The organism is Pararhodospirillum oryzae, assembly GCF_007992075.1.
GTDB lineage: Bacteria > Pseudomonadota > Alphaproteobacteria > Rhodospirillales > Rhodospirillaceae > Pararhodospirillum > Pararhodospirillum oryzae.
The window spans coordinates 47,090-66,687 of the sequence record NZ_BJZO01000009.1 but is presented as its reverse complement, the minus strand read 5'-3'; the positions used below and the strand labels follow the sequence as shown (position 1 = coordinate 66,687).

General features: G+C 72.5%; 19 protein-coding genes. 16 read left to right on the top strand and 3 right to left on the bottom strand.

Going from position 1 to position 19,598, the window contains the following annotated elements:
• Positions 1–42 precede the first annotated feature (42 nt).
• Both ROR02_RS02910 and ROR02_RS02905 read right to left on the bottom strand, forming a co-directional pair.
• Entirely contained in the window at positions 43–1,875 is a 1,833-nt protein-coding gene (locus ROR02_RS02910) for an aminopeptidase P family protein (RefSeq protein ID WP_147162511.1), read from the bottom strand.
• Positions 1,872–2,789, bottom strand: coding sequence for a 50S ribosomal protein L11 methyltransferase (locus ROR02_RS02905; RefSeq protein ID WP_147162510.1), 918 nt, complete (start codon positions 2,787–2,789; stop codon positions 1,872–1,874). The genes ROR02_RS02910 and ROR02_RS02905 overlap by 4 nt, the downstream gene beginning before the upstream one ends.
• A gap of 164 nt (positions 2,790–2,953) precedes the next feature.
• On the opposite strand from ROR02_RS02905, the gene ROR02_RS02900 reads away from it, so the two are divergent.
• From ROR02_RS02900 to ROR02_RS02825, 16 genes are all read left to right on the top strand, one after another.
• Positions 2,954–3,844: a hypothetical protein gene (locus ROR02_RS02900; protein WP_147162509.1), complete on the top strand. Its 891-nt coding sequence runs from the start codon at positions 2,954–2,956 to the stop codon at positions 3,842–3,844.
• A gap of 273 nt (positions 3,845–4,117) precedes the next feature.
• Positions 4,118–4,762: a terminase small subunit gene (locus ROR02_RS02895; RefSeq protein WP_147162508.1), complete on the top strand. Its 645-nt coding sequence runs from the start codon at positions 4,118–4,120 to the stop codon at positions 4,760–4,762.
• Positions 4,763–4,791: 29 nt separating this feature from the next.
• A complete protein-coding gene (locus tag ROR02_RS02890) occupies positions 4,792–6,255 on the top strand; it encodes a hypothetical protein (RefSeq protein WP_246135369.1) in 1,464 nt (487 codons plus the stop codon).
• A gap of 47 nt (positions 6,256–6,302) precedes the next feature.
• Entirely contained in the window at positions 6,303–7,694 is a 1,392-nt protein-coding gene (locus tag ROR02_RS02885; protein ID WP_147162507.1) for a DUF4055 domain-containing protein, read from the top strand.
• On the top strand, positions 7,691–8,224 hold the full coding sequence (locus ROR02_RS02880) for a hypothetical protein (protein ID WP_147162506.1): 534 nt from the start codon (positions 7,691–7,693) through the stop codon (positions 8,222–8,224). Before ROR02_RS02885 ends, ROR02_RS02880 begins: the two co-directional genes overlap by 4 nt.
• Before the next feature lie 75 nt (positions 8,225–8,299).
• Positions 8,300–9,313 (top strand): major capsid protein, encoded by a 1,014-nt coding sequence (locus tag ROR02_RS02875; RefSeq protein WP_147162505.1) that lies wholly within the window; start codon positions 8,300–8,302, stop codon positions 9,311–9,313.
• Positions 9,314–9,379: 66 nt separating this feature from the next.
• Entirely contained in the window at positions 9,380–9,874 is a 495-nt protein-coding gene (locus tag ROR02_RS02870; RefSeq protein WP_147162504.1) for a hypothetical protein, read from the top strand.
• Positions 9,875–9,903: 29 nt separating this feature from the next.
• The gene (locus ROR02_RS02865) at positions 9,904–10,431 is read left to right on the top strand and encodes a DnaT-like ssDNA-binding protein (protein WP_147162503.1); all 528 of its coding nucleotides are present in this window, start codon (positions 9,904–9,906) and stop codon (positions 10,429–10,431) included.
• Between the two features lie 53 nt (positions 10,432–10,484).
• Positions 10,485–10,865, top strand: coding sequence for a hypothetical protein (locus tag ROR02_RS02860; RefSeq protein ID WP_147162502.1), 381 nt, complete (start codon positions 10,485–10,487; stop codon positions 10,863–10,865).
• Entirely contained in the window at positions 10,862–11,254 is a 393-nt protein-coding gene (locus ROR02_RS02855) for a hypothetical protein (RefSeq protein ID WP_147162501.1), read from the top strand. Before ROR02_RS02860 ends, ROR02_RS02855 begins: the two co-directional genes overlap by 4 nt.
• Before the next feature lie 2 nt (positions 11,255–11,256).
• The gene (locus tag ROR02_RS02850; protein ID WP_147162500.1) at positions 11,257–11,487 is read left to right on the top strand and encodes a hypothetical protein; all 231 of its coding nucleotides are present in this window, start codon (positions 11,257–11,259) and stop codon (positions 11,485–11,487) included.
• Position 11,488: 1 nt separating this feature from the next.
• Complete coding sequence (locus ROR02_RS02845; protein ID WP_147162499.1) at positions 11,489–12,013, top strand: hypothetical protein; 525 nt, start codon at positions 11,489–11,491, stop codon at positions 12,011–12,013.
• A 147-nt stretch (positions 12,014–12,160) separates the two neighbouring features.
• Entirely contained in the window at positions 12,161–14,146 is a 1,986-nt protein-coding gene (locus tag ROR02_RS02840; RefSeq protein WP_147162498.1) for a hypothetical protein, read from the top strand.
• Positions 14,139–15,386 carry a hypothetical protein gene (locus tag ROR02_RS02835; protein ID WP_147162497.1) on the top strand — a complete coding sequence of 416 codons (1,248 nt, stop codon included), beginning with the start codon at positions 14,139–14,141 and terminating at the stop codon, positions 15,384–15,386. The genes ROR02_RS02840 and ROR02_RS02835 overlap by 8 nt, the downstream gene beginning before the upstream one ends.
• 56 nt (positions 15,387–15,442) lie before the next feature.
• Positions 15,443–15,793 (top strand): hypothetical protein, encoded by a 351-nt coding sequence (locus ROR02_RS02830; RefSeq protein WP_147162496.1) that lies wholly within the window; start codon positions 15,443–15,445, stop codon positions 15,791–15,793.
• A 48-nt stretch (positions 15,794–15,841) separates the two neighbouring features.
• On the top strand, positions 15,842–17,386 hold the full coding sequence (locus ROR02_RS02825; RefSeq protein ID WP_147162495.1) for a carbohydrate-binding protein: 1,545 nt from the start codon (positions 15,842–15,844) through the stop codon (positions 17,384–17,386).
• 151 nt (positions 17,387–17,537) lie between these two features.
• Here ROR02_RS02825 and glgX read toward each other — a convergent pair whose 3' ends face one another.
• On the bottom strand, positions 17,538–19,595 hold the full coding sequence (gene glgX / locus ROR02_RS02820; protein ID WP_147162494.1) for a glycogen debranching protein GlgX: 2,058 nt from the start codon (positions 19,593–19,595) through the stop codon (positions 17,538–17,540).
• Positions 19,596–19,598: the final 3 nt, after the last annotated feature.

Below are 19,598 nucleotides of genomic sequence, written 5' to 3'. Positions count from 1 at the left end.
CCCTCTCCCTCTCCCTCCCCCTCCCTCCCCCCTATCCCCCCCCTACAACGGGGCCGTGGCCGCTTCCAGCCAGGCGCGGGCGGGGGCGTCCAGATGGGGGGCGTGCTGGGCGCGCACCCGGGCGTGGTAGGTGTCCACCCAGGCCCGTTCGCCCGGACGCAGCAGGCGAACGTCGATCAGGGCGCGATCCAGGGGCGCCAGGGTCAGGGTCTCGAAGGCCAGGAAGGGCTTGGTCGCGTCGGCGGGCGGGGGCTCGACCGGCTGGACGGCGACCAGGTTTTCGATGCGGATGCCAAAGGCGCCTTCGCGGTAATAGCCGGGCTCGTTCGACAAAATCATGCCCGGACGCAAGGGGACACCACCCCCGGCGCGGCTGAGGTAGGCCGGCCCTTCGTGCACGCCCAGATAACTGCCCACCCCGTGCCCGGTACCGTGGTCGTAGTCCAGGCCCTCGGCCCACAGGAATTGCCGGGCCAGGGAATCAAGCTGGTTGCCCGAGGTGCCTTGCGGGAAATGGGCCCGGGCAATGGCGATATGGCCGCGCAACACCAGCGTAAAGCAATGGCGCGCCACCGGATCGACCGGCCCCAGGGCCACGGTGCGGGTGATGTCGGTGGTGCCGTCGGGATACTGCGCCCCGCTATCAACCAGATACACCTCGCCCGGGTTCAACAGCCGGTCGCTGGCCTCGGTCGCGCGGTAGTGGCACTGGGCCGCGTTGGGCCCGGCGGCCGAAATGGTGGGAAAGCTCAGATCGCGCAACAGGGGATCCTGGGCGCGAAAGGCCAGCAACTGACGCGCCGCCGCGCGCTCGGTGAGCGTGCCCGAGGGCCCATGTTCCGAAAGCCAGTGCAGGAAACGGGTGACCGCCAGGCCATCGCGCCGGTGCGCCGCCCGGGCGCCTTCCAGCTCCACCGCGTTCTTGCAGGCGCGGGGCAGCACGCACGGATCCTCGCCCGCCACCGCGGTGGCGCCCGCCTGCTCCAGCCGGTCCAGGATCCAGGCCGGGGTGCGCTGGCGATCCAGGCGCACCGTCGCGGCGCGTTCGCCCAGGGCATCGAGCACCGCGCCCAGATCGGCCGGCGCGTGGCGGCGCACCATCGGCCCCAGGTGAGCCTCCAGCTCGGTCGAGGTTTGCGCCGGATCCAAGAACAGGTCCACGCTGCCATCGGCCCGCGCCAGGGCCCGCGCCAGGACCAGCGGCGTGTGGGGCACGTCGTGGCCCCGGATGTTGAGCAGCCACGCCACGCTTTCGGGCGCGGACAGCACCACCGCTTCCTGCCCCGCCGCCTTCAAGGTCGCGGCCAGATCGGCGCGCTTGTCGGCGCTTTCGCGTCCGCTCCAGCGGGTTTCGTGGGGCTGGGCCGGACGCGCGGGCAGGCGCGGGCGCTCCGTCCACAGCTGGTCAACCGGATTATCGGGGCACGCCACCAGCACGGCGCCCCGGGTCTCGCAGGCCCGGCGCAGGCGCTCGCGGCCTTCGGGGGTATAGAGCCAGGGGTCATAGCCCAGGCGGTCGCCGGCGTTCAGCACCTTGGCCAGCCAGGCCGCCGCCGGTTCCTCGACCGAATGGTGACAGGTGATCAGGTCCGGGTCCGTCTCGGCGGCGGCCTGCAAGGTGTAGCGGCCATCGACGAACAGCCCCACCCGGTCGTGCAGGACCACCGCCTCTCCCGCCGAGCCGGTAAAGCCGGTCAGCCAGGCGAGGCGCTCGGCGTCGGGGGGCAGGAACTCGTTTTGAAACGCATCGGCGTGCGGCAGGACATAGGCCGTGAGGCCCGCCCGGGCCATCCAGACGCGCACGCCCACGAGACGCGAACCTATGCCATCGCCCGCGCGGCGCGGGGTCGTGGTCTTTGTGGCGGACTCGCTCATCGGCAGGTTCCCCGGCGCGGCGGATGGCGCAAGACCAGGGTGGTCCAGGCCCCCAGGACAAGACGACGCTCCAGCACCAGCCCCTGGCGCCGGTAGGCGGAAAGAACCTGCGCCGCCTGACGGGTCAGCAACCCGGCCAGGATCACCCGCCCCCCCGGCGCGAGGCACTTGGACAGGGGATGAGCCAGGGCGCACAATGGCCGCGCCAGGATGTTGGCGAAGATCAGGTCGTAGGGGGCGCGTTCCTGGGCGAGGCGCCCCGAAACCCCCACCCCGGGCACGACACGCACGAACGCCCCCAACCCGTTGCGGTGCACGTTGAACCGCGCGACCCGCACCGACTCGGGATCGATGTCGAGCCCCAGCACCGGGCAGGCCCAGGCCCGCGCCGCCGCCAGACCCAGAATCCCCGAGCCACACCCGACATCGAGCACGTTGCGCGCGCGCCCTTGCCGGGCCAGGGCATCGAAAGCCAGCAGGCAGCCGCGCGTGCTTTCGTGATCGCCCGAGCCGAACGCGGTGGCCGCGTCCAGGCGCAGGGGCCACGAGCCCACCGGGGGCGGTTCGGTGTGGTGCGAGCCGTGGATGTACACCCGACCGGCCCGCAAGGGGGGAAAGGCGATGGCCGACTGCGCCAGCCAGTCGCGCCCCTCGATGCGGATCACCACCGGCTCGGGCTCGGGCACCCCGGCCGCCGCCGCCGCCAGGGCCAGGGCCGGCAGCACCACCGCGTCGTCCGGGCGATCCACGCACAGGGCCTGCAAGGTCCAGAGGTCCTGCCCCTCGTCCACCTCGATCCAGCTTATGGCCACGCTCAAAGGCTCCAGCGCCGCTTCCAGGGGCGGCAGGGCCGAACGCGGCAAGGTCACTTCCACCTGCCAGAACGCGGGCGGGGCGGTGGGGGTCGAGGTCATGAAGGGTTCTCCGGGTGGAACGCAGTGAAGCGGGCAGTTTAGACCCATTTGCCCTTGTCCGGCGAGGGCCAACCCGGGGCCGGGCGAGCGATGACGTTTTGTCCTTGCCCGAGGCAATGACAATAAGACATCATTCTCGCATTCCCACCGCACGGAGCGCCGCCATGCCCTGCCCCAACGACCCGTTTCCGATCGGAGCCCAACTCCAGGAAGGGGCCCGGCCCCAGGCGGGAGCCCGGCCCCAGGCGGGGGCCCGGCCCCAGGCGGGGGCCCTGCCCCTGGAGGATGCGCGAACGCGGGCCTGGTGGCGGCAGGTTTCGGCCCTGGATCTGGACGAGGCCTATCTGGCCACCTTGCTGACCTTGCGCGAGGCCCTGGCCCGCGAGCCCGGCCCGGCCCGGAGTCGGGCGGAACGGCGCGCGCGCGACTACCGCCACGCCGCCGCCCTGGCTCCGGCCAGCGGGATGGCCCGGGCCCGGCTGGAACGCAAGGCGGCCCTGATCGAGGATCTGGTGCGCGAGTTGGCCCGGGGCGCCCTGCCCCGGCCGGCCCTGGCGACCCCCGGGGTGGGCCCCACGCCCGAAACGCTGCGCCGGCGCCCGGGCACGGCGCCCGTTCAGCGGCTGCATGAAAACGGCGTGCTCGACGACGCCGAGGCCCTGGCCGCGCTGCGGCTGCGCCATGTGTTCGAGGCCCTGACCCGGCCGGTGATGGCCCGGGTCAGCCGCCCCGATGCCGTGAGCGGCGGGACCGGAGCCGCCGGGGCCGGGCGCACCGTGGACCTGCTGCCCGGCGAACTGGCCTTGGAGCATGCGCGGCTTTACCTGCCCTGGTCGCGCGAGGTCGCGGCCTGGGTCCGTCGCCCACCCTACCGCCCCTTGGACCTGGTCTTGGATCTGGTGGTGCACGACGTGGGCCTGGATGCCGCCCGCCGGCGCCACCACTGCACGGCCGCCACCGCCCAGGCCGACCTCAAGGCCGCGCTCGCCCTGTATGCCCGCCGGGCCGGCATCGGGCGGCATGGCCGGAGGCGGACAGGCGGGAACGCGAAGTGAGGGGACGGGCGTGAAAGCGCAGCGCGTGAAGTGGATACGGGGAGCACCCCTTGGGAGCGACTGGCGCATTGAGCGCCCGGGCCGCAGGCCCGAAGCCCGAGGGGCGCCAGCCCCGCCTGGCGATTGAAGGCGGAACAAACCGGCCTCCCCGGGCCCCTCCTTGAATTTTCCCGGTTGACAGGGTGGGGGCGTGTCGATAATGTCATTTTATCATGAAATTGGTGTGCGGGGCGCTCGGAAACGGGCGCCCCGTTGCCGTTGAAAGGACCTCCCATGAGCCAGGACGTTCCCGCGTTGAGCGATCCGGAACGACGCTTCGTCGAGGCCTATCTGGCCCACGGCCGTAACGGAGCCCGGGCGTGGCGTGCCGCCCTCGATCCCGAGGCCGGCCGGAGCGCCAGCGCCCGCGCCGCCGCGTTCTTGCGCCGCCCCGCCGTCGCCCGCGCCCTGGAGGAAGCCGAGGCGCGGGCGCGCGCCCACACGGAGGCCGTGCTGGAACGCTATGCCCTGACCAACGAGCGGGTGTTGGAGGAATTGACCAGCGTGGCGTTTTCGCGTCCGCTGGATTTGATGCGCCTCAACCCCGACGGCACCGCAGTGGTCGATCTTTCCACCCTTGACGACCACCAGGCCGCCGCCATCGCCGAGGTGACCGTGGACGAGTTCATGGACGGCAAGGGCCCCGACGCCCGCCCGGTGCGGCGCATGCGCGTGCGCCTCGCCGACAAGCTGAGGGCCCTTAACCTGCTGGGCCAGCGGCTGGGCCTGTGGAAGCCCGACGGACGCGCCAAGGGAGACGCCGGCTCCGGTACCCCCAACGAAGGCCACGGGCTGTCGGCCCTTCTGGACGAAGCGGCGCGGCTGGCCCAGGCCCGCGCGGAGCAGGACAGCGCCCCCAACCGGGCCGATCCCGCCTGATCCCGTCCCCCCCTCGCGGATGCCCTTCCATGCAAGGTCCCGACCCCGGCCCCGCCTGGCGCCGGCAGTTGCACGCCTATGGCGCCTTGCGCGCCTTGTGGCGGGCCGATCCCGTGCTGTACGCCCGCCAGCGCCTGGGGCTCTCGCCCACCGCGCAACAAGCGGCCCTTCTGGCCGCCATCGCCCCCCCGGGCGCCAAGGTCTCGGCCCGGGCCGGGCATGGCGTCGGCAAGACCACCGCCACCGGGGCCGTGATCTGGTGGCATCTGGAATGCTTCGATTACTCCAAGACCCCGTGCACCGCGCCCACCGCGAGCCAGCTTGAACAAATCCTGTGGTCGGAGCTGGCGCGGCTGCGTCGTGGCGCCGATCAGCAGGCCGACGCCCTGGGCCTGCCCCCCGCCTTGTGGCTGTCGGCCTTGTTCGATCTGTCGGCCCGGGCCGTCGCCGACCGGGGCGCCCCGCGTGAATGGTTCGCGGTCGGGCGCACCGCCCGGCCCGACAACCCCGACGCCCTGCAAGGCTTCCACGCTGGCGGACCGGGGGGCGCCGAGGGACGGGGATCGCTGTTGTTCGTGATCGAGGAGGCCTCGGGCGTCCCCGACGCGGTGTTCGAGGTGGCCGAGGGCGCCTTGTCCAGCCCCGGCGCCCGCTTGCTGATGGTCGGCAACCCCACCCGCAACACCGGCTTTTTCGCCCGTTCGCACAAGCAGGACCGGGGCGCCTACACCCCGCTTCATTTCTGCTGCGCCGACAGCCCCCTGGTCGATCCCGGCTACCGGGCGGGGCTGGTGCGCAAGTACGGGGCCGACTCCAACGTGGTGCGGGTGCGCGCCGATGGTCAGTTCCCGCGCCAGGACGACGACGTGCTGATCCCGATCGAGGCGGCCGAGGCCGCCCTGGGGCGCACCGCCGACGGCCGGGGGCACGCGCGGCGCCTGGGCGTGGACGTGGCCCGCTTCGGCGATGATCGCACCGTGTTCGTGCTGCGCGCCGGCCCGGCGGTCGAGGCCATGGAAGTCACCACCGGCCGCGACACCATGGCCGTGGCCGGCCGCGCCGCCCAACTGGCCCAGGCCTGGCGGGCCGAACGCCTGTTCGTCGATGAAATCGGGGTGGGGGCCGGGGTGGTTGACCGCCTGCGCGAGGAGGGCGCCCCCGTGGTCGCGGTCAACGTGGCGGCCCGCGCCCCCGAGGCCGGCGCCGGCGGCGAGCGTGGCCGGCTGCTGCGCGATCACCTTTGGCTGGCCGTGCGCGCGTGGCTGCGCGACGACCAGCCCGGCCTTGCCGCCCTGCCCCGCGACCTCGCCCAGGATCTGGCCGGCGAGCTGGCCTCGCCCCGCTACGGCTTCGATGGCAGCGGGCGCCTGGTGATCGAGGCCAAGGACTCCTTGAAGCACCGGGGCCTGCGCAGCCCCGACCTGGCCGACGCCCTGGCCCTGACGTTCCACGAGGCCCTGCCCTCGGGCCGGGTCGCCCGCCTGCGCTGGTAGACGGGTTCGCCCGCGCCTTTGTTTTCCCGACCCAAGGACATCCGCCCATGCCCCCTTCGTCCCTTCCGGACGCGGCCGATCCCGGCTGTCCGGACCTTGACCACCTGGGCGTTTCGCCCCGCTGGGCCCTGGTGCGTACCCTGATGGGCGGCACCTTGGCCCTGCGCGCCGCCGGCGAAACCTATCTGCCGCGCTACGAGGCCGAGGACCCGGCCGCCTACCGCACCCGCCTGGAACGCGCCGTCTTGCTGCCGGCCTTCGAGGAAACGGTGCGCACCCTGGCCGGGCGGGTGTTCGCGCGGCCCCTGATCCTGGGCGCCGACGTGCCCGCGCGGCTGCGGGCCTGGCTGGAGGACGCCGATCTTCTGGGCAACGCCTTTCACATCCTGGCCCAGCGCTGTTTCACCGAGGCGCTGGTCACGGGGCTTGCCTGGATTCAAGTCGAGATGCCGGGCCCCGAGGTGCCCCCGGCCCGCCGGCGCCCCTATCTGGTGGTGGTGCCGGCCGAAGACGTGCTGGCCGCCCGGGCCGGCCGCGCCGACGGCCTTTGGCGCCTGGCCCATGCCCGCGTGCGCTACACCGTGAGCGAGCCCGACGGCTTTCGCGAACGCCGGTTCGAGCGCGTGCAGGTGCTGGAGCCCGGACGCTGGGAAACCTGGGAACGCGACGGCGGCGGCTGGCTGCGCCTCGCCCAGGGGGCCACGCCGCTCGCCACCGTGCCCCTGGTGCCCGTGCGCCTGGGCCCGCCGGTCGGCGCGTTCCTGGCCCGCCCGCCCCTGGAGGGGCTGGCCCACCTCAACATCGCGCATTGGCAGTCGGCGAGCGACCAGCGCAACATTCTGACGCTCGGCCGCTTTGCCATGCTGGCGCTGTCCGGCCCCGCGCCCGAAGGGCCCGAGGCCGGGGCCCTGGCGGTGGGCCCCAAGACCTTCCTGCACGCGCCCGACCCGCAAGCACGCTGGTACTACGTCGAACCCCAGGGCACCGCCATCCAGGCCGGCGAGCGCGATCTGGCCCGCCTGGAAAGCCAGATGGACCGCCTGGCCCTGGAACCCCTGCTCTCGCGCAGCGGCACCACCACCGCCACCGCCACCGCCATCGCCGAAACCCGCGCCTTGTCGCTGATCAAAGCCTGGGCCATCGCGCTGCGCGACGCCTTGGAACAGGTGCTGGCCCTGATGGCGGCCTGGGGCGGCCTGCCCACCGGCGGCTCGATCGACATCAACACCGACTTTGTCGACATCAGCGACGACGCCGACCTGACCGCGCTCGCCACCGCGCGCGCCGCCGGCGACATCAGCCGCGCCACCTACCTGAGCGAGCTTCAGCGCCGGGGTGTCCTGTCGTGGGCCTTCGACCCCGATCTGGATGCCCACGCGCGCGGCCAGGAAACCGAACCCTTTTCCCAGAACACCGTTTCAGCCAAGGAGCCGTCATGACCGTGCGCCTGCGTTACGACACCGAGGACGCCATCCCCGAATCCTTGCGTTCCCACTACGCCCCCGACCCGGCCGGCGGGTTTGTCCTGCAAGCCGAGGATCTGGCCGACACCCTGGCCCGCCACGCCAGCGAAACCAGTGCCTGGGCCGCGCGCGTGCAAGAGGCCGCCGACGCCCGCCTGAGCGCCGACGTGCACGAGGCCTGCTCGCGCCTGGGCGTGCGCGACGCCTGCCGGGCCGATGTCGTGCGCGCGGCCCGGGAGGCCTTTCGCGTGGACGACACCTTGACCCTGGTTCCCCTGTCCGCCGACGGCCCCGCCACCCTGGATGCCTGGCTGACCACCCGCCGGGCCGAGAGTGCCCCCTGGTGGGACGTGCCCACCGGGGCCGGCGTGCCCCCCAGCCGTCCCGAGCCCGGTCCCCCCAATCCCTTCGCCCGCGAAACCCTGAACCTGACCGAACAGGGCCGCTTGCTGCGCGCCCAGCCCGAACTGGCCCGGCGCCTGCGCGATCAGGCGCGCCAAGCCTGACGGCCCCCTTTCCCTTTTCGACGAAGAATCACGGGAGAACGGCTCGCGACCGGTCTTCCCCCAAGGAGTTTCGCCATGAGCACCGTCACCACCCGCCTGGAAGACGTTGTCGTTCCCGAGGTGTTTCAGCCCTACCTGTTGCAACGGACCTTGGAGCTGGACGCGTTTGTCCAGTCCGGGGTCGTGCTGCGCGATCCCCAGTTCGATGCCCTGGCCTCGGGCGCGGGCAGCTTGTTTTCGCTCCCCTACTTCAACGATCTGGACGGCGAATCCACCGTGGGCTCGGACGATCCCGACAGCCTGGCCACCCCGGCCCGCCTCAGCGCCGGGCGCGATGTCGCGGTCAAGCACATCCGCAACCGCGCCTGGTCGAGCATGGACCTGACCGCCGCCCTGCTCGCCACCGATCCCTTGCGCGCCATTGCCGATCTGATCGCGCCGTTTTGGGTGCGCGACCGCCAGCGCCTGCTGATCGCCAGCCTGACCGGCATTCTGGCCGCCAACCGCGCCAATAACGGGGGCGACATGGTCCACGACCTGGCCACCGACGACGCCGGCGCGATCACCGCCGCCGAGATGATCAGCGACGAGGCCATCCTGGTCGCCGCCCAAACCCTGGGCGACATGAAAAGCCGCCTGAGCGCCATTGCCCTGCACTCGGCGGTGCACACCCGCTTGCAGCGCCTGGGGGCCTTGCTGCCGGTCCACGATCCCCAAAGCGGCGACCTGCGCTACCAGACCTACCTGGGCTACCGGATCATCGTCGATGATTCGCTGCCCGTGGAAACCGGCACCCACCGCCAGACCTACACGACCTTCCTGTTCGCCGAAGGCGCCGTGGCCTACGGCGAGGGCCAGCCCCGCCTGCCCGTGGAAACCGAGCGGGTGCCGGCCGCCGGCGATGGCGAAGGCATGGAAATCCTGCACAGCCGCCGGCACTTCCTGCTGCACCCGCGCGGCATTCGCTGGCTGGGCACCCACATGGCCCGCCCCGCGCCTTCCAACGCCGAACTGGCCAACCCGGAAAACTGGCAGCGCGTGTACGACCGCAAGGCCATCCGCCTTGCCGCCTTGCGCACCAACGGCTGAGCCCCCTCTGGCGCCGGGGTCCCCGCCCCGTCCTTCTGCTTTTCCCCCGTCAAGGAGCCTCCCGCCATGTCGTTCCTTTCCACTCTGGTGGCCGCGCGCGCCCCCCTGGTGTGGTTCGGGGCCGGCACCCTGGCCCGCCAGGCGCTGGGCCCGGTGCGCGAAGCCCGGTGGGAGATCACCGCCTCGCCCCGCGTGCGCTGGGTCGAGGACGGCACGGGGGCCCTGGTGCCCGCCCGCGAGGACACCTTGGCCCGGCGCCTGGACCTGGTCTTCCTGGCCCAGGGCTGGAGCGCCCCCGTGGTGCGGGCCTTCCTGCAAGCCGACGCCTTGCCCGATGGCACCTTGGCCCCGTTCACCGCGCCTCGGGCCCTGGAAGGCAGCGCCGAGGTGCGCGTGGGCCAGGGCGTGGGGGGAGCCGTGGGCCTGATCGGGCGCGCGCGTCTGGCTCCCCGCGAAGGGGCCTGGCCCCTGGGCGAGGAGGGCTGGCTGGGGCTGGCCCTGCGCCTGACCTTGTGGCCGCCGTTCGAGCCCCTCTCCCTGCCGGGCTTGCATTCCGAGTAGCTGTTTTCCCGATCCCGAGGACTCCCGCCATGGTGCTTTGCGTTGAAACCGGGGCCGGCCTTGCCGACGCCGACAGTTACGTGCCCCTGGCCAGCGCCGATGCGTATTGGGCCTTGCGCCCGCACAGTCCCCTCGCCGCCCCCTGGGCCGCCACGCCCGAGGAAACCCGCGAAGGCGCCCTGCGCGAGGCCACCACCCACATCGACGTGCTGTTCGGCCCGCGTTTTCCCGGCCGGCCGGCGCACGGGCGCGACCAGCGCCTGGCCTGGCCCCGGCGCGACGCCTGGGACCAGGAAGGCCTGCCGCTCCCCGGCGATCGCGTGCCCCGCGAGATCGTGGAAGCCTGCTGCGAGCTGGCGGCGCGCGCGATCACCGCCCCCCTGATGGCCGACCGCGACGCCGGCCCCCGCGTCATCGAGGAACGCCTGAGCGTGGACGCCCTGACCACGCACACCGTGTACACCCCCGACGCCTCGCCTCCCCCGGCCGTGCCCCTGGCCCGCGCCCTGCTGGCGCCCCTGCTGCGCCCGGGGGGAACCGTGCTGTCCCGGACCTGACCCCGGACCTGACCCCGGACCTGACCCCGGACCTGAAGCGAAAGCCCTGCCCCATGACCAGTTCCCTGCTTGCCCGAGCCCGGGTTCTCGACGCCCTGGAACACGTGATGACAAAGGTGGGCGAGGTGGTGCACCCCGCCACCTTGGAACGAAGGGTGGATGCCTCCTTCGATCCCGCCGGTACCGAAGCGGCCCGCGTGGCCGTGCGCTTGCTGTGGCTGCGCGTCACCCCCCAGGCACCGGGTGATCCGGTGCGCGCCCCCGCCGATCGCCCCGCCTTGATCCTGACCCCCGACGCCCCCGCGCCGCGCCCCACCGATCGGGTGGAAACCAGCGCCGGCGCGTGGTGGGTGGTGGACGCCGCCGACGCCTCGGGCGGCCTCGGCCTGCTGTTTCGCGCCACGCTGCGCCCGCTGGAGGAAACCGGGTCATGAGCGCGGCCACCGTGCGCGCCGTGCTCACCCGGGCCGTGGCCGGGCTGGGCTTGCGCCCGCTTGTCGATGAAAGCCCGCTCGCCCGCCCTCCCGCCGGCGTGCCCTGGATGCGCCTTGTCCTGCTGCCCGAGCAGACCGAGGCCGGAGACGACTGGGAAGCCTGGCACGGCCGCCTGCGCCTGATCTTGCACGACCCCCTGACCAGCGCCCTGGAAAGCGCCGAGGCCACCGCCGATGCCCTGGCCGACGCCCTCGCCAACCGCCGCCTGGACACCAACGGGCTGGCCCTCGTCACCGGCCCCCTGGCCCGGGCCGGCCTCGTGGTTGAAGGCTCGTTTCGCCAGCTGTCCTTGGAGCTTTCCTATCACGCCCTTGGCCCGAGGGAATAAGCATGCCCGAACGCCCCTCCTCCTCGCCGCCCGCGTCCTTGCCCGCCGCCCCCACGGCCCCGGCATTTCCCAATCCCCAGGCCCCTGCCCTGTCCGGCGCCGGGTCCAGCCCGCTGTCCCAACCCCTGACATCGTCGCGCCGCCTGGGGGTGGCCGGCGATCCCGAGGGGCGCGACGCGTTCGGCGGTCTCGCGCCCAGGACCCTGGGCCGCCCCCAGCGCGGGGTGCGCTAGCATGAGCGGCACCGACATCCCCGAAACCGACCTGACCTTGGACGGCCCGTCCCTTCTGGGGCGCTGGAGTGCCCGAGGCGCCCGCCACCTCCTCACCCCGTTGCCCCGGGGCGAGTTCTGGCGCGACCAGAACGGCACCGCCCACTTCGCCCCCCTGCCCGGGGCCCGCTACATGCTGAGCCTCTCGGCCTCCGACGTGCGCCCGCCCGCGTTTGCCACCCTGTGGCCCGGCGCGCCGGTCACGGTCGGCGCCGCCATCCGCCTGGGGATCATCCTGGGCCCGGGCACCGACACCTGGGACGCCGAACGCCCCCTTCTCGCCGACAGCGTGCGCGCGTTCAGGGCCGACGGCGCCGCTCACCCGGTCCTCGACATCCAGGACCGCCACGTCACCGTCGGCGCCCACGACACCCCCGTGTGCGTCTCCGCCCGCCCGGTGCTGGCCATGATGGTCCGCGAATGGTCGCTGGGGCTGGAGGAATGGGACGGCCTGCACCCCTGGCGGCTGGTGCTGGAAGAGATCTAGGCGCTGGTCCCGCGAACCGGAACAAGAGGCTTCTTCGCCTCCTCGGGGCTGCCGCCCGAAAGAGACATCCCCGGTGGTCTCGAATGGCGTTTCCACTCCCCTCCCTCCCCCTCCCCCTCCCTCCTCCTTCGCCCCCGAGGTTTCGCCATGGTCGATGCCCTTTATCTGGCCTGGATCGAGGCCGACGCGGCCTTTGATCCCGCCTTGCATGCCCGCGCCGATCTGGCCGTGCGCGCCCTGGAGGTCCGCGCCGAGGAAGGCGAGGCGCCGTTCGCCCGCGTGGTCGTGGCCAACGGACCCGGCGCCCTGGCCGGTCCCCGGGGCCAGCGCCAGATCGTGATTTCGGCGCGGATCGACGGCACGGTGCGCCCCTTGTTCCGGGGCGTGCTCAATCAGGTGCCGCTGGGGCTGGCCGGGCCCTTCCTGACCTTGACCTTCGACAGTCGCACGGGCGACACCGCCGCCCGCCTGGCCGCCGCCCTCGCCCCCCTCAAGATCGCTCCGGCCTTCGACCCCCTGTTCATCGCCGAGGGCCGCGAGGACGAGCCCGAGGAAATCCTGGATGGCTGGTTCGCGCGGCCGTGCATTGATCGCCTGAGTGGCGCGGTCAGCGTGTCGGATGGCCTGACCGGCCGTACCCACGCAACGCTCGGCCCCGAAACCCTGGAAGAAGGCTCGATCGAGATCACCCAGCCCCAGGGCCCGCCGCCGGCCTGGATCGAGGGCCGCGCCGTGGTGGCGTGGACGCAAAGGGGGGGCGCCATCGCCGATTTCGGCACCCTGATCGCCCGGGAGGCCGGGGGGGCGCTGATCACCCTGTCGCCCGAATCCGAGTTCGCCGACGGCTGGCCCAGGGCCGGGCACCGCCTGGGGGGCACCAGCGGCTACCAGATCGTGGCCAGCGCCCTGGTCGCCCAGGAAGTCGAGGACCTGGACGATACCCTGGCCAACGACCCCAGCGTCGTGACCAGCGACGACGGGCATACCCGGGTCATCGCCTCCGGCAACGGGCTGGGGGTTCAGGGCAGCGTTGATTTCGGCCCCACCGCCACCCGCTCCAGCCTGTTTCCCGCCGGCGTGTTCGCGGGATGGGTCTCGTTCGACAAGCGCGCCTATTGGCCGGTGCTGCGGGTGCGCTGGGACTTTCGCCAGAAACGGCGCGAAATCCTGGTCTGCCGGCTGGAAAGCCATCTGGTCTCGGACCTGGCCGGATCGGGGCCCGGCGAAACCATCGCCTTTGGCCTGCGCGACGTGGGCGTGGCGGCGGCTGGCACGTCCCCCGAGGCGGATATCCCCGACTGCGACACCTTGCTGTCGCTCTCGCGCCCCCGGGTTTCCGACACCGACACCTCCACCGTGCCCAGCGGCCTCGACGAAGTGACCTCGGGCGAGGCCGACACCGGCCTGCCCATTGGCGATCCCCTGTATCCCCGCTTCGCCCCCACCCCGCGCGGCCGCCAGGCCATCGCCCACATGATGCGGGTGCTGGCGGTGCGCCTGGCCTTTGCCCAGCGCTGCGTTCAGGTGCGCGCCCGCCTGCCCGGCTGGTCGGCCGAGACCCTGGCCCTGGACCTCGACACCACCGTGACCCTGGAAAGTCCCCGCCTGCCCGGGGGCAAGGCCACGGGCAAGGTCGTGGCCCTGCGCTGGTCGTGGGACGAGGACGGCTCGGCCACCGAAGTCGTCATCGCCTGTTCCATCGGGGGAGGCGGCACCTTCGCGGCCCCGACGCCGGGCAGCGACGCCTACGCCGCCGACACCTGGGAAGACTACGCCGCCGCCGGCACGGTGTTTGAAAGCGGCCCCGAGGGTGATCCCCTGCGCGTGGCCTGGACCGACGACCCCGGCCCCGGCCCCACCGACGCCTTCGCCGGCGCCCATGCCTGGACCGCCGCCGACCTGATCGGGCGCCTGTGCCTGCGCAACCTGTGGGCCGAGCAGGACGCCTACATCTGGCTGCACCGCAATGGCACCACCAGCCCGCGCTGGCTGCTGTCGGCGGTTCCCACCGACGTGTGCCTGGCGCTGCGTCCGCTGCGCGGACTCGATCAGGTGACCCACACCCACACGCTGACCCCGGCCGGCCGCTTTGGCCTGCCGCCCTCGTTCTGGCCGGAGGCGCCCCGTGGCTGAGCCCGTTGCCCTTGATCCCTTCAGCGTGCCGATCGACCTTGGCGGTCCCCTGGCGCGGCGCATCGTGTTCCACCACCGCGAGGATGCCCAGGGCCAGGCCCATGCCCGCGCCGTGGTGCTCGACGCCCGGGGTCGCGTCCTGGCCGAGGTTCCGGGGCTCGCCGACCTGGTCGCCTGGCCCGAAGGCCGGGTGGCGGGCCTGCGCCTGAATGCCACCGGCACCCGCCTGACGGCCTTTGTTCAGCCGGCCAGCGCGGTGGTGCCCACCCCCACCCTGGAAAGCGCCCCCTTCACCCGCCTGGACCTGCCGCGCCTCGAACGCCTGGGAAACGGCCAGGCGGTGGTGTGCGGCGCCGAATACAATACCCTGGCCCTCAGAACCGGAGTCCTGGACGCCGGGGCGACCCTGGGCGCGGTCGTCCTCATCAACGACATGAGCGATCCGGTCAGTGGAACCGCCATCGGGTTGCTGGTGCCGGTCAACGGCATCGGGGTGGTGGGAGACACCCTGTTCATTGGCGGCACCAGCAGCAGCCTGCCGGCGACCGAGGGCTGGGCCCCCCTGGGCCATGAGATTTCCCCCCCGTGGACCAGCCGGCGCCTGGTCGAGGCCCTGCCCGAGGTGAGCGACGGTTTCGTGCGCTGGCGCACCTCGGCCGTGATCGCCTGGCGCGAAGCATTCTGGATCGCCGCGACCCGGAGCACCCCCCGGCACGAAAGCCACCGCCTTTATCGCCTGCCCCCCGGCGGCGCCCCCGTCCTGGTGCTTGAAACCGGGGGGGCGAGCGCTCTCGACACCACGCCCCAGCCGTGGGGCGTGATGATCCAGGCCCCCGAGGCCCTGGGCCTGCCCTCGCCCGGCGCCCGGCGCGGTGGCCTGTGGCCGGGAACCCGGCTGGTCGCGGGCGCCGTGCCCACCCGGGTCGTGACCGGCACCGGGTCCTTTGTTTCCAGCACCCCGGCCGGCGTGCTGGTGCTCGAAGACACGGGGGCCGCCCCTCTCTTCCACGCCCTGCCCGACGGCCTGTCGCTGGATGGGGCCCATTGCCTGGCCGATCCCGACGCCTCTTCCCGCGAAAGCCTCTGGCTTGCCTGCCTGCGCGACGCGACCGGCACCCTTCACGCCGCCCTGACCCGTGATTTCCAGGCCTGGACCCTGGACCCGGCCGGCGTGGACATCCCCCCCGCCGACGCCACCACCGTGTCGCGCTGGGGCCGCCTGGGCGCGTGGCCCGGATAACCCCGCGCCCCCGCCCGATCCTCGCGTTTTCCCTTCCTCAAGCCACGGGCCCGCCGATGAGCGATACCCTGACCCGGGCGGTGCGCGCCGCCCAGGAAACCCCGCGCGCGTCCGCCGCCGAGGTGGCCGCGACCGGAACCGTCAACCCCGACAAGGGCGACACCTGCGCGCGCGCCCTGGTGCCGCCGCAACGCTCGTTGCGCCTGCCCCGGCCCCGCGTCCCCGCCGCCGAAGCCGTGTGGACCGAGGTGGCGCGCGAAAGCGACGTGGTGCGCGTGGAAGCCTCCGATGGCTCGGGCGCCTGGATCGACATCGCCCGGGCGCGGCGCCTGACCTTCCGGGCCGAAAACGGCCAGCGGATGGTGCTGATCCTCGACCCGGCCCCGGCCGGGACCTCCGCGACCTGACGCCGGCCCCCGTGTTCTTCCTGTTTCCTTTTCGTGGGAGCGTTTCGCGTGATCAGCCTGACCTTTCGGACCAGCGATCCCGATTGGGGCGCCGGCAAGGGGGCGCCCCTCGCCGCCTCGGAAGTGGACCGCAATTTCTTTGCCCTGCGCCAGGCGCTCGCCGCGATCGCGCCGGGCCAGGCCGTGGGCATCGCCAGCGTGGGCGCGAGCGACGGCGCCTTGATCGTGACCTTGAGCGATGGCACCAGTTCCCGCGTCAGCCTGCCGGCCCCCCAGGTGCAGGCGCGTGGTCCCTGGCGCGCGGGCAACGCCTATGCCAGGGGCGACGTGGTCACCCGCCTGGGAGGCGCCTACCTGTGCTTGAACACCCACGTCGCCGCGCCCGACTGGTGGAGCGATCAACGCGCCGGAACGTGGGCCACCGTGGCCGCGCTCCACACCGACAGCCCCACCGTTCACACCCTGACCACGGGCGTGACCCTGACCTGGGAGGTTCCGGGCGGCGCGGCCTTCTATCCGGGGCAGCGGGTGCGGGTCCTTTCGCAAGGCGATCGCGAGCGCTGGATGGAAGGGCTGGTCGACACCTACGCCGCCGGTGCCACGCTGTGGGAACTGGGCGTGGCGGTGGAACGGGCCTCCGGCACCGGCCCGTTGGCCGACCCCCTCGTGGTGCCCGCCGCCGAACCCGGCCCCGCCGGCGAGGCCGGCGAGGCAGGCGGAGCGGGTTCGGCGGCATGGCGGACGGCGCGGGCGGTGTCCACCCCCTGGACCATCAGCGCCGACGACCTCGGGGTCTTGCTGTGCCCGCCCGCCGGCGGACGGATCACCCTTGCCGGGGCCTCCCTGGAAGCCGGGGCCAGTGTGTGGGTGGAAGCCCCCCTGGGGGCCAGTGTCATGGTCCAGGCCACCAACGGCACGATCGAGGCCCCCTACACCCGCCTCACCTTGACCTCGGAACGAGCCTGGCTGATCCACGAGGGCGCCAACGCCTGGCGGGTGGCCTGCCGCCTTTCCCTGCCCGGCACCCCGGCTTACCTGTCGTCATGGCTCTACACCCTGCCCCTGTACGACGATCCAATCCTGGGAGCGGCCGACATGGGGGCCTTGATCGTGGTTTCCGACGGCGCGCGCGTGACCTTGCCCGACTCCATGGCCGCCGTGCCCGAGGGGCAATCCCTGTGGCTGGCCCCCGGCCCCGACCCCGATGCCACCATGACCCTGGTCGCCGAAGGGGGCTTCGACGGAGGCTCCGTCACCGAATGGACGGTTCAAGGCGCCCTGGTCCATCTGGTGGCCCAGTACGCGGGCGCCTGGATGATCGCAAGCTGGCGACGCCTGGGCGCCGGCCTGACTCCGCCCTCGCTCGCGTCCCCCGACCGCGCGGGCCTCAGCGCTGCCGCCGACGGCCGCCTGGCCGATGCCCAGGTGACGCTGGCCACCGGAAACGTGTTCACCGACGCGGCCGTGGCCAGCGCGCTCAACGCCGCCCTCGATCGCGCCAACCGCAACGTCAAGATCCTGTCCGATCAGGTGGAAGCCCTGCGCCAGGTCCTGCTCGACCACGGCCTGATCCATGCCCCCCCGTCGTCGTGATCCGGGCGCCGGGCGCCGCCCTGCCGGGTGCGCGCCACCACGGTGCCGGCGCGGCGCTGAAATGCGCCCGACAGTCAGGCCAGCGTGCCGGGGCGTCCTCCTGGATTGGCGGACCGAGTCCCCGCCCGCCCTTGCAACACGGGATGGCTTCCTATCCGGTCAACGCCACCAGCGACAACGGCGGCAACAGCAGCGCCTCCGGTTCGGAGGGGACGGAGGCGGAGGGCGTCGCTTGCGGAACAAAATCGGGATTGTCCGCCTCGCAGGTGGAAACCGCCACGACCCAGGGACGATCCTCCGGCAGGCGGAAGGTTTGACTAAGGCCTCCACCGTTGACCAGCAACAGCAGATCGGGCGTTCCGTTCCCGCCGCTCAGGCGCATGGAAAAGGCCTTCAGGGGACCGTTCCACTCCCCCAGTCCCATGGGATCGCCGTCGGGACGACGCCAGACCACATCGCTCATGCCATCCTGGCCCGGCGCGCCGCTCAGGAACACATCGCGGCGCACCTGGGGCAGACGGGCCCGCAAGGCGGCCACCCGCGCGATGAAGGTTGCGAACGCGGGATCCTCTTTTTCCCAATCCAGCCATGTGAGGGGGCCGTCGTGGCAATAGGCGTTGTTGTTGCCGTCCTGGCTCTGGCCCATTTCGTCGCCGCCCCGCAGCATGGGCACGCCCAGCGCCAGGAACAGCGACGCCACCAGATTGCGCCTTTGACGGTCGCGCAACGCCTGGATCCCGGGATGGTCGGTCGGTCCCTCGATCCCATGGTTGGCCGAGAAATCGGCGTCCATGCCATCCTGGTTGCCTTCGCCGTTGGCCTCGTTGTGCTTGCGGGCGTAGCTGACCAGATCGGACAGGCTGAAGCCGTCGTGGCTGGTCACATAGTTGATGGCGGCCAGCGGTCCCCGTCCCGCCGGCTGGAACACCGGACTGGATCCGGCCAGGGCGGTGGCCAGGGTGCCCGCCGTGCCCTCGCGCAGCCAGAACCGGCGGACCCCATCGCGGAAAGCGTCGTTCCAGTCGTGCCAGGGCGGCGGGAAACGCCCGGTGGCATGCCCCCCCGGCCCCATGTCCCAGGGCTCCGCGATCAGCAGCACCTGGCACAGCAGCGGATCCTGGGCCAGGGCCGAAAGGAACGGCCCTTGCGGATCGAACACCCCGTGATGACGCGCGGGCGTCAGGGCCAGATCGAACCGGAATCCATCCACGCCGCGCTCGCGCACCCACAAACGCAAGGCATCCATGACCATGCGCAGCAGCTGCGGGTGCTCCAGGCGCAAGGTATTGCCGCACGCGCTGTCGTTGAGGTACCGGCGCGGGTTGTCGGGACGCAGCCGGTAGCACGACACATTGTCAAGCCCCCGCCACGACAAGGTGGGGCCGAATTCGTCCCCCTCGGCGGTGTGGTTGACGACCACGTCCAAGATCAGGGCCAGCCCGGCCTCGTGCAGGCGGTCGGCCAGACGACAAAAGGCGTCCGGGTCCCCATAGGCGGTGTGGGGCGCGGCGAAGCAGATGGGGTTGTAGCCCCAGTAGTTGGTGCGCCCGGTGCGCCACAAGGCGGCTTCGTCGGCGAAGGCCCACACCGGCAGGAGTTCAACCGCCGTCACGCCGAGCCGGCGCAGGTGATCGATCATGCCGGGCGCCGCGAACGCCTCGAAGGTGCCGCGCGCGGTGCGCCTGACATCGTCGCGGGTCATGGTCGAGCCCCGCACGTGGGCTTCGTAGATCACCAGCCGGCCGGGATCGAGGGGGCGGGGCAGGCCCGGACGACCCTGTTCCGGGATCACCAGGGCGCGGGGGACGAACGGCGCGCTGTCGGTGGTGCTGAAGGTCAGATCCCCCTCGGCCGCGTCGGGCAGGTAGCCGAACAGGGCGTTATCCCAGATCACCGGGCCGTCCAGGGCCCGGGCCAGGGGATCGATCAGCAGCTTGTTCGGGTTGAAACGATGGCCGTGCTCGGGTTCATAGGCCCCGTGCGCCCGCAGGCCATAGCGCAAGCCGGCCCCGGCACCGGGCAGGAACCCGTGGAGAACCGGGCCGGTGCGTCCCGGAAGCGCCATCCGGATTTCCTGGTCGCGATCCTCGGGAAACAAGCACAGCTCGACGGCGGTGGCATGGGCGGAAAAAACCGCCCAGTTCACCCCGCCGTCGACGAGGTGGGCACCAAGAGGCCAGGGCAGGCCGGGTTCCAGGTGCCGTTCCATGGC

Excerpts from the sequence above, each read along its gene's own strand:
- ROR02_RS02855 (WP_147162501.1), top strand. The coding sequence starts at position 10,862 with ATGAGCGCGGCCACCGTGCGCGCCGTGCTCACCCGGGCCGTGGCCGGG.
- ROR02_RS02870 (WP_147162504.1), top strand. The coding sequence starts at position 9,380 with ATGTCGTTCCTTTCCACTCTGGTGGCCGCGCGCGCCCCCCTGGTGTGG.
- ROR02_RS02875 (WP_147162505.1), top strand. The coding sequence starts at position 8,300 with ATGAGCACCGTCACCACCCGCCTGGAAGACGTTGTCGTTCCCGAGGTG.
- ROR02_RS02900 (WP_147162509.1), top strand. The coding sequence starts at position 2,954 with ATGCCCTGCCCCAACGACCCGTTTCCGATCGGAGCCCAACTCCAGGAA.
- ROR02_RS02840 (WP_147162498.1), top strand. The coding sequence starts at position 12,161 with ATGGTCGATGCCCTTTATCTGGCCTGGATCGAGGCCGACGCGGCCTTT.
- ROR02_RS02845 (WP_147162499.1), top strand. The coding sequence starts at position 11,489 with ATGAGCGGCACCGACATCCCCGAAACCGACCTGACCTTGGACGGCCCG.
- ROR02_RS02895 (WP_147162508.1), top strand. The coding sequence starts at position 4,118 with ATGAGCCAGGACGTTCCCGCGTTGAGCGATCCGGAACGACGCTTCGTC.
- ROR02_RS02910 (WP_147162511.1), bottom strand. The coding sequence starts at position 1,875 with ATGAGCGAGTCCGCCACAAAGACCACGACCCCGCGCCGCGCGGGCGAT.
- glgX (WP_147162494.1), bottom strand. The coding sequence starts at position 19,595 with ATGGAACGGCACCTGGAACCCGGCCTGCCCTGGCCTCTTGGTGCCCAC.
- ROR02_RS02860 (WP_147162502.1), top strand. The coding sequence starts at position 10,485 with ATGACCAGTTCCCTGCTTGCCCGAGCCCGGGTTCTCGACGCCCTGGAA.
- ROR02_RS02865 (WP_147162503.1), top strand. The coding sequence starts at position 9,904 with ATGGTGCTTTGCGTTGAAACCGGGGCCGGCCTTGCCGACGCCGACAGT.
- ROR02_RS02885 (WP_147162507.1), top strand. The coding sequence starts at position 6,303 with ATGCCCCCTTCGTCCCTTCCGGACGCGGCCGATCCCGGCTGTCCGGAC.
- ROR02_RS02905 (WP_147162510.1), bottom strand. The coding sequence starts at position 2,789 with ATGACCTCGACCCCCACCGCCCCGCCCGCGTTCTGGCAGGTGGAAGTG.
- ROR02_RS02850 (WP_147162500.1), top strand. The coding sequence starts at position 11,257 with ATGCCCGAACGCCCCTCCTCCTCGCCGCCCGCGTCCTTGCCCGCCGCC.
- ROR02_RS02890 (WP_246135369.1), top strand. The coding sequence starts at position 4,792 with ATGCAAGGTCCCGACCCCGGCCCCGCCTGGCGCCGGCAGTTGCACGCC.
- ROR02_RS02830 (WP_147162496.1), top strand. The coding sequence starts at position 15,443 with ATGAGCGATACCCTGACCCGGGCGGTGCGCGCCGCCCAGGAAACCCCG.
- ROR02_RS02880 (WP_147162506.1), top strand. The coding sequence starts at position 7,691 with ATGACCGTGCGCCTGCGTTACGACACCGAGGACGCCATCCCCGAATCC.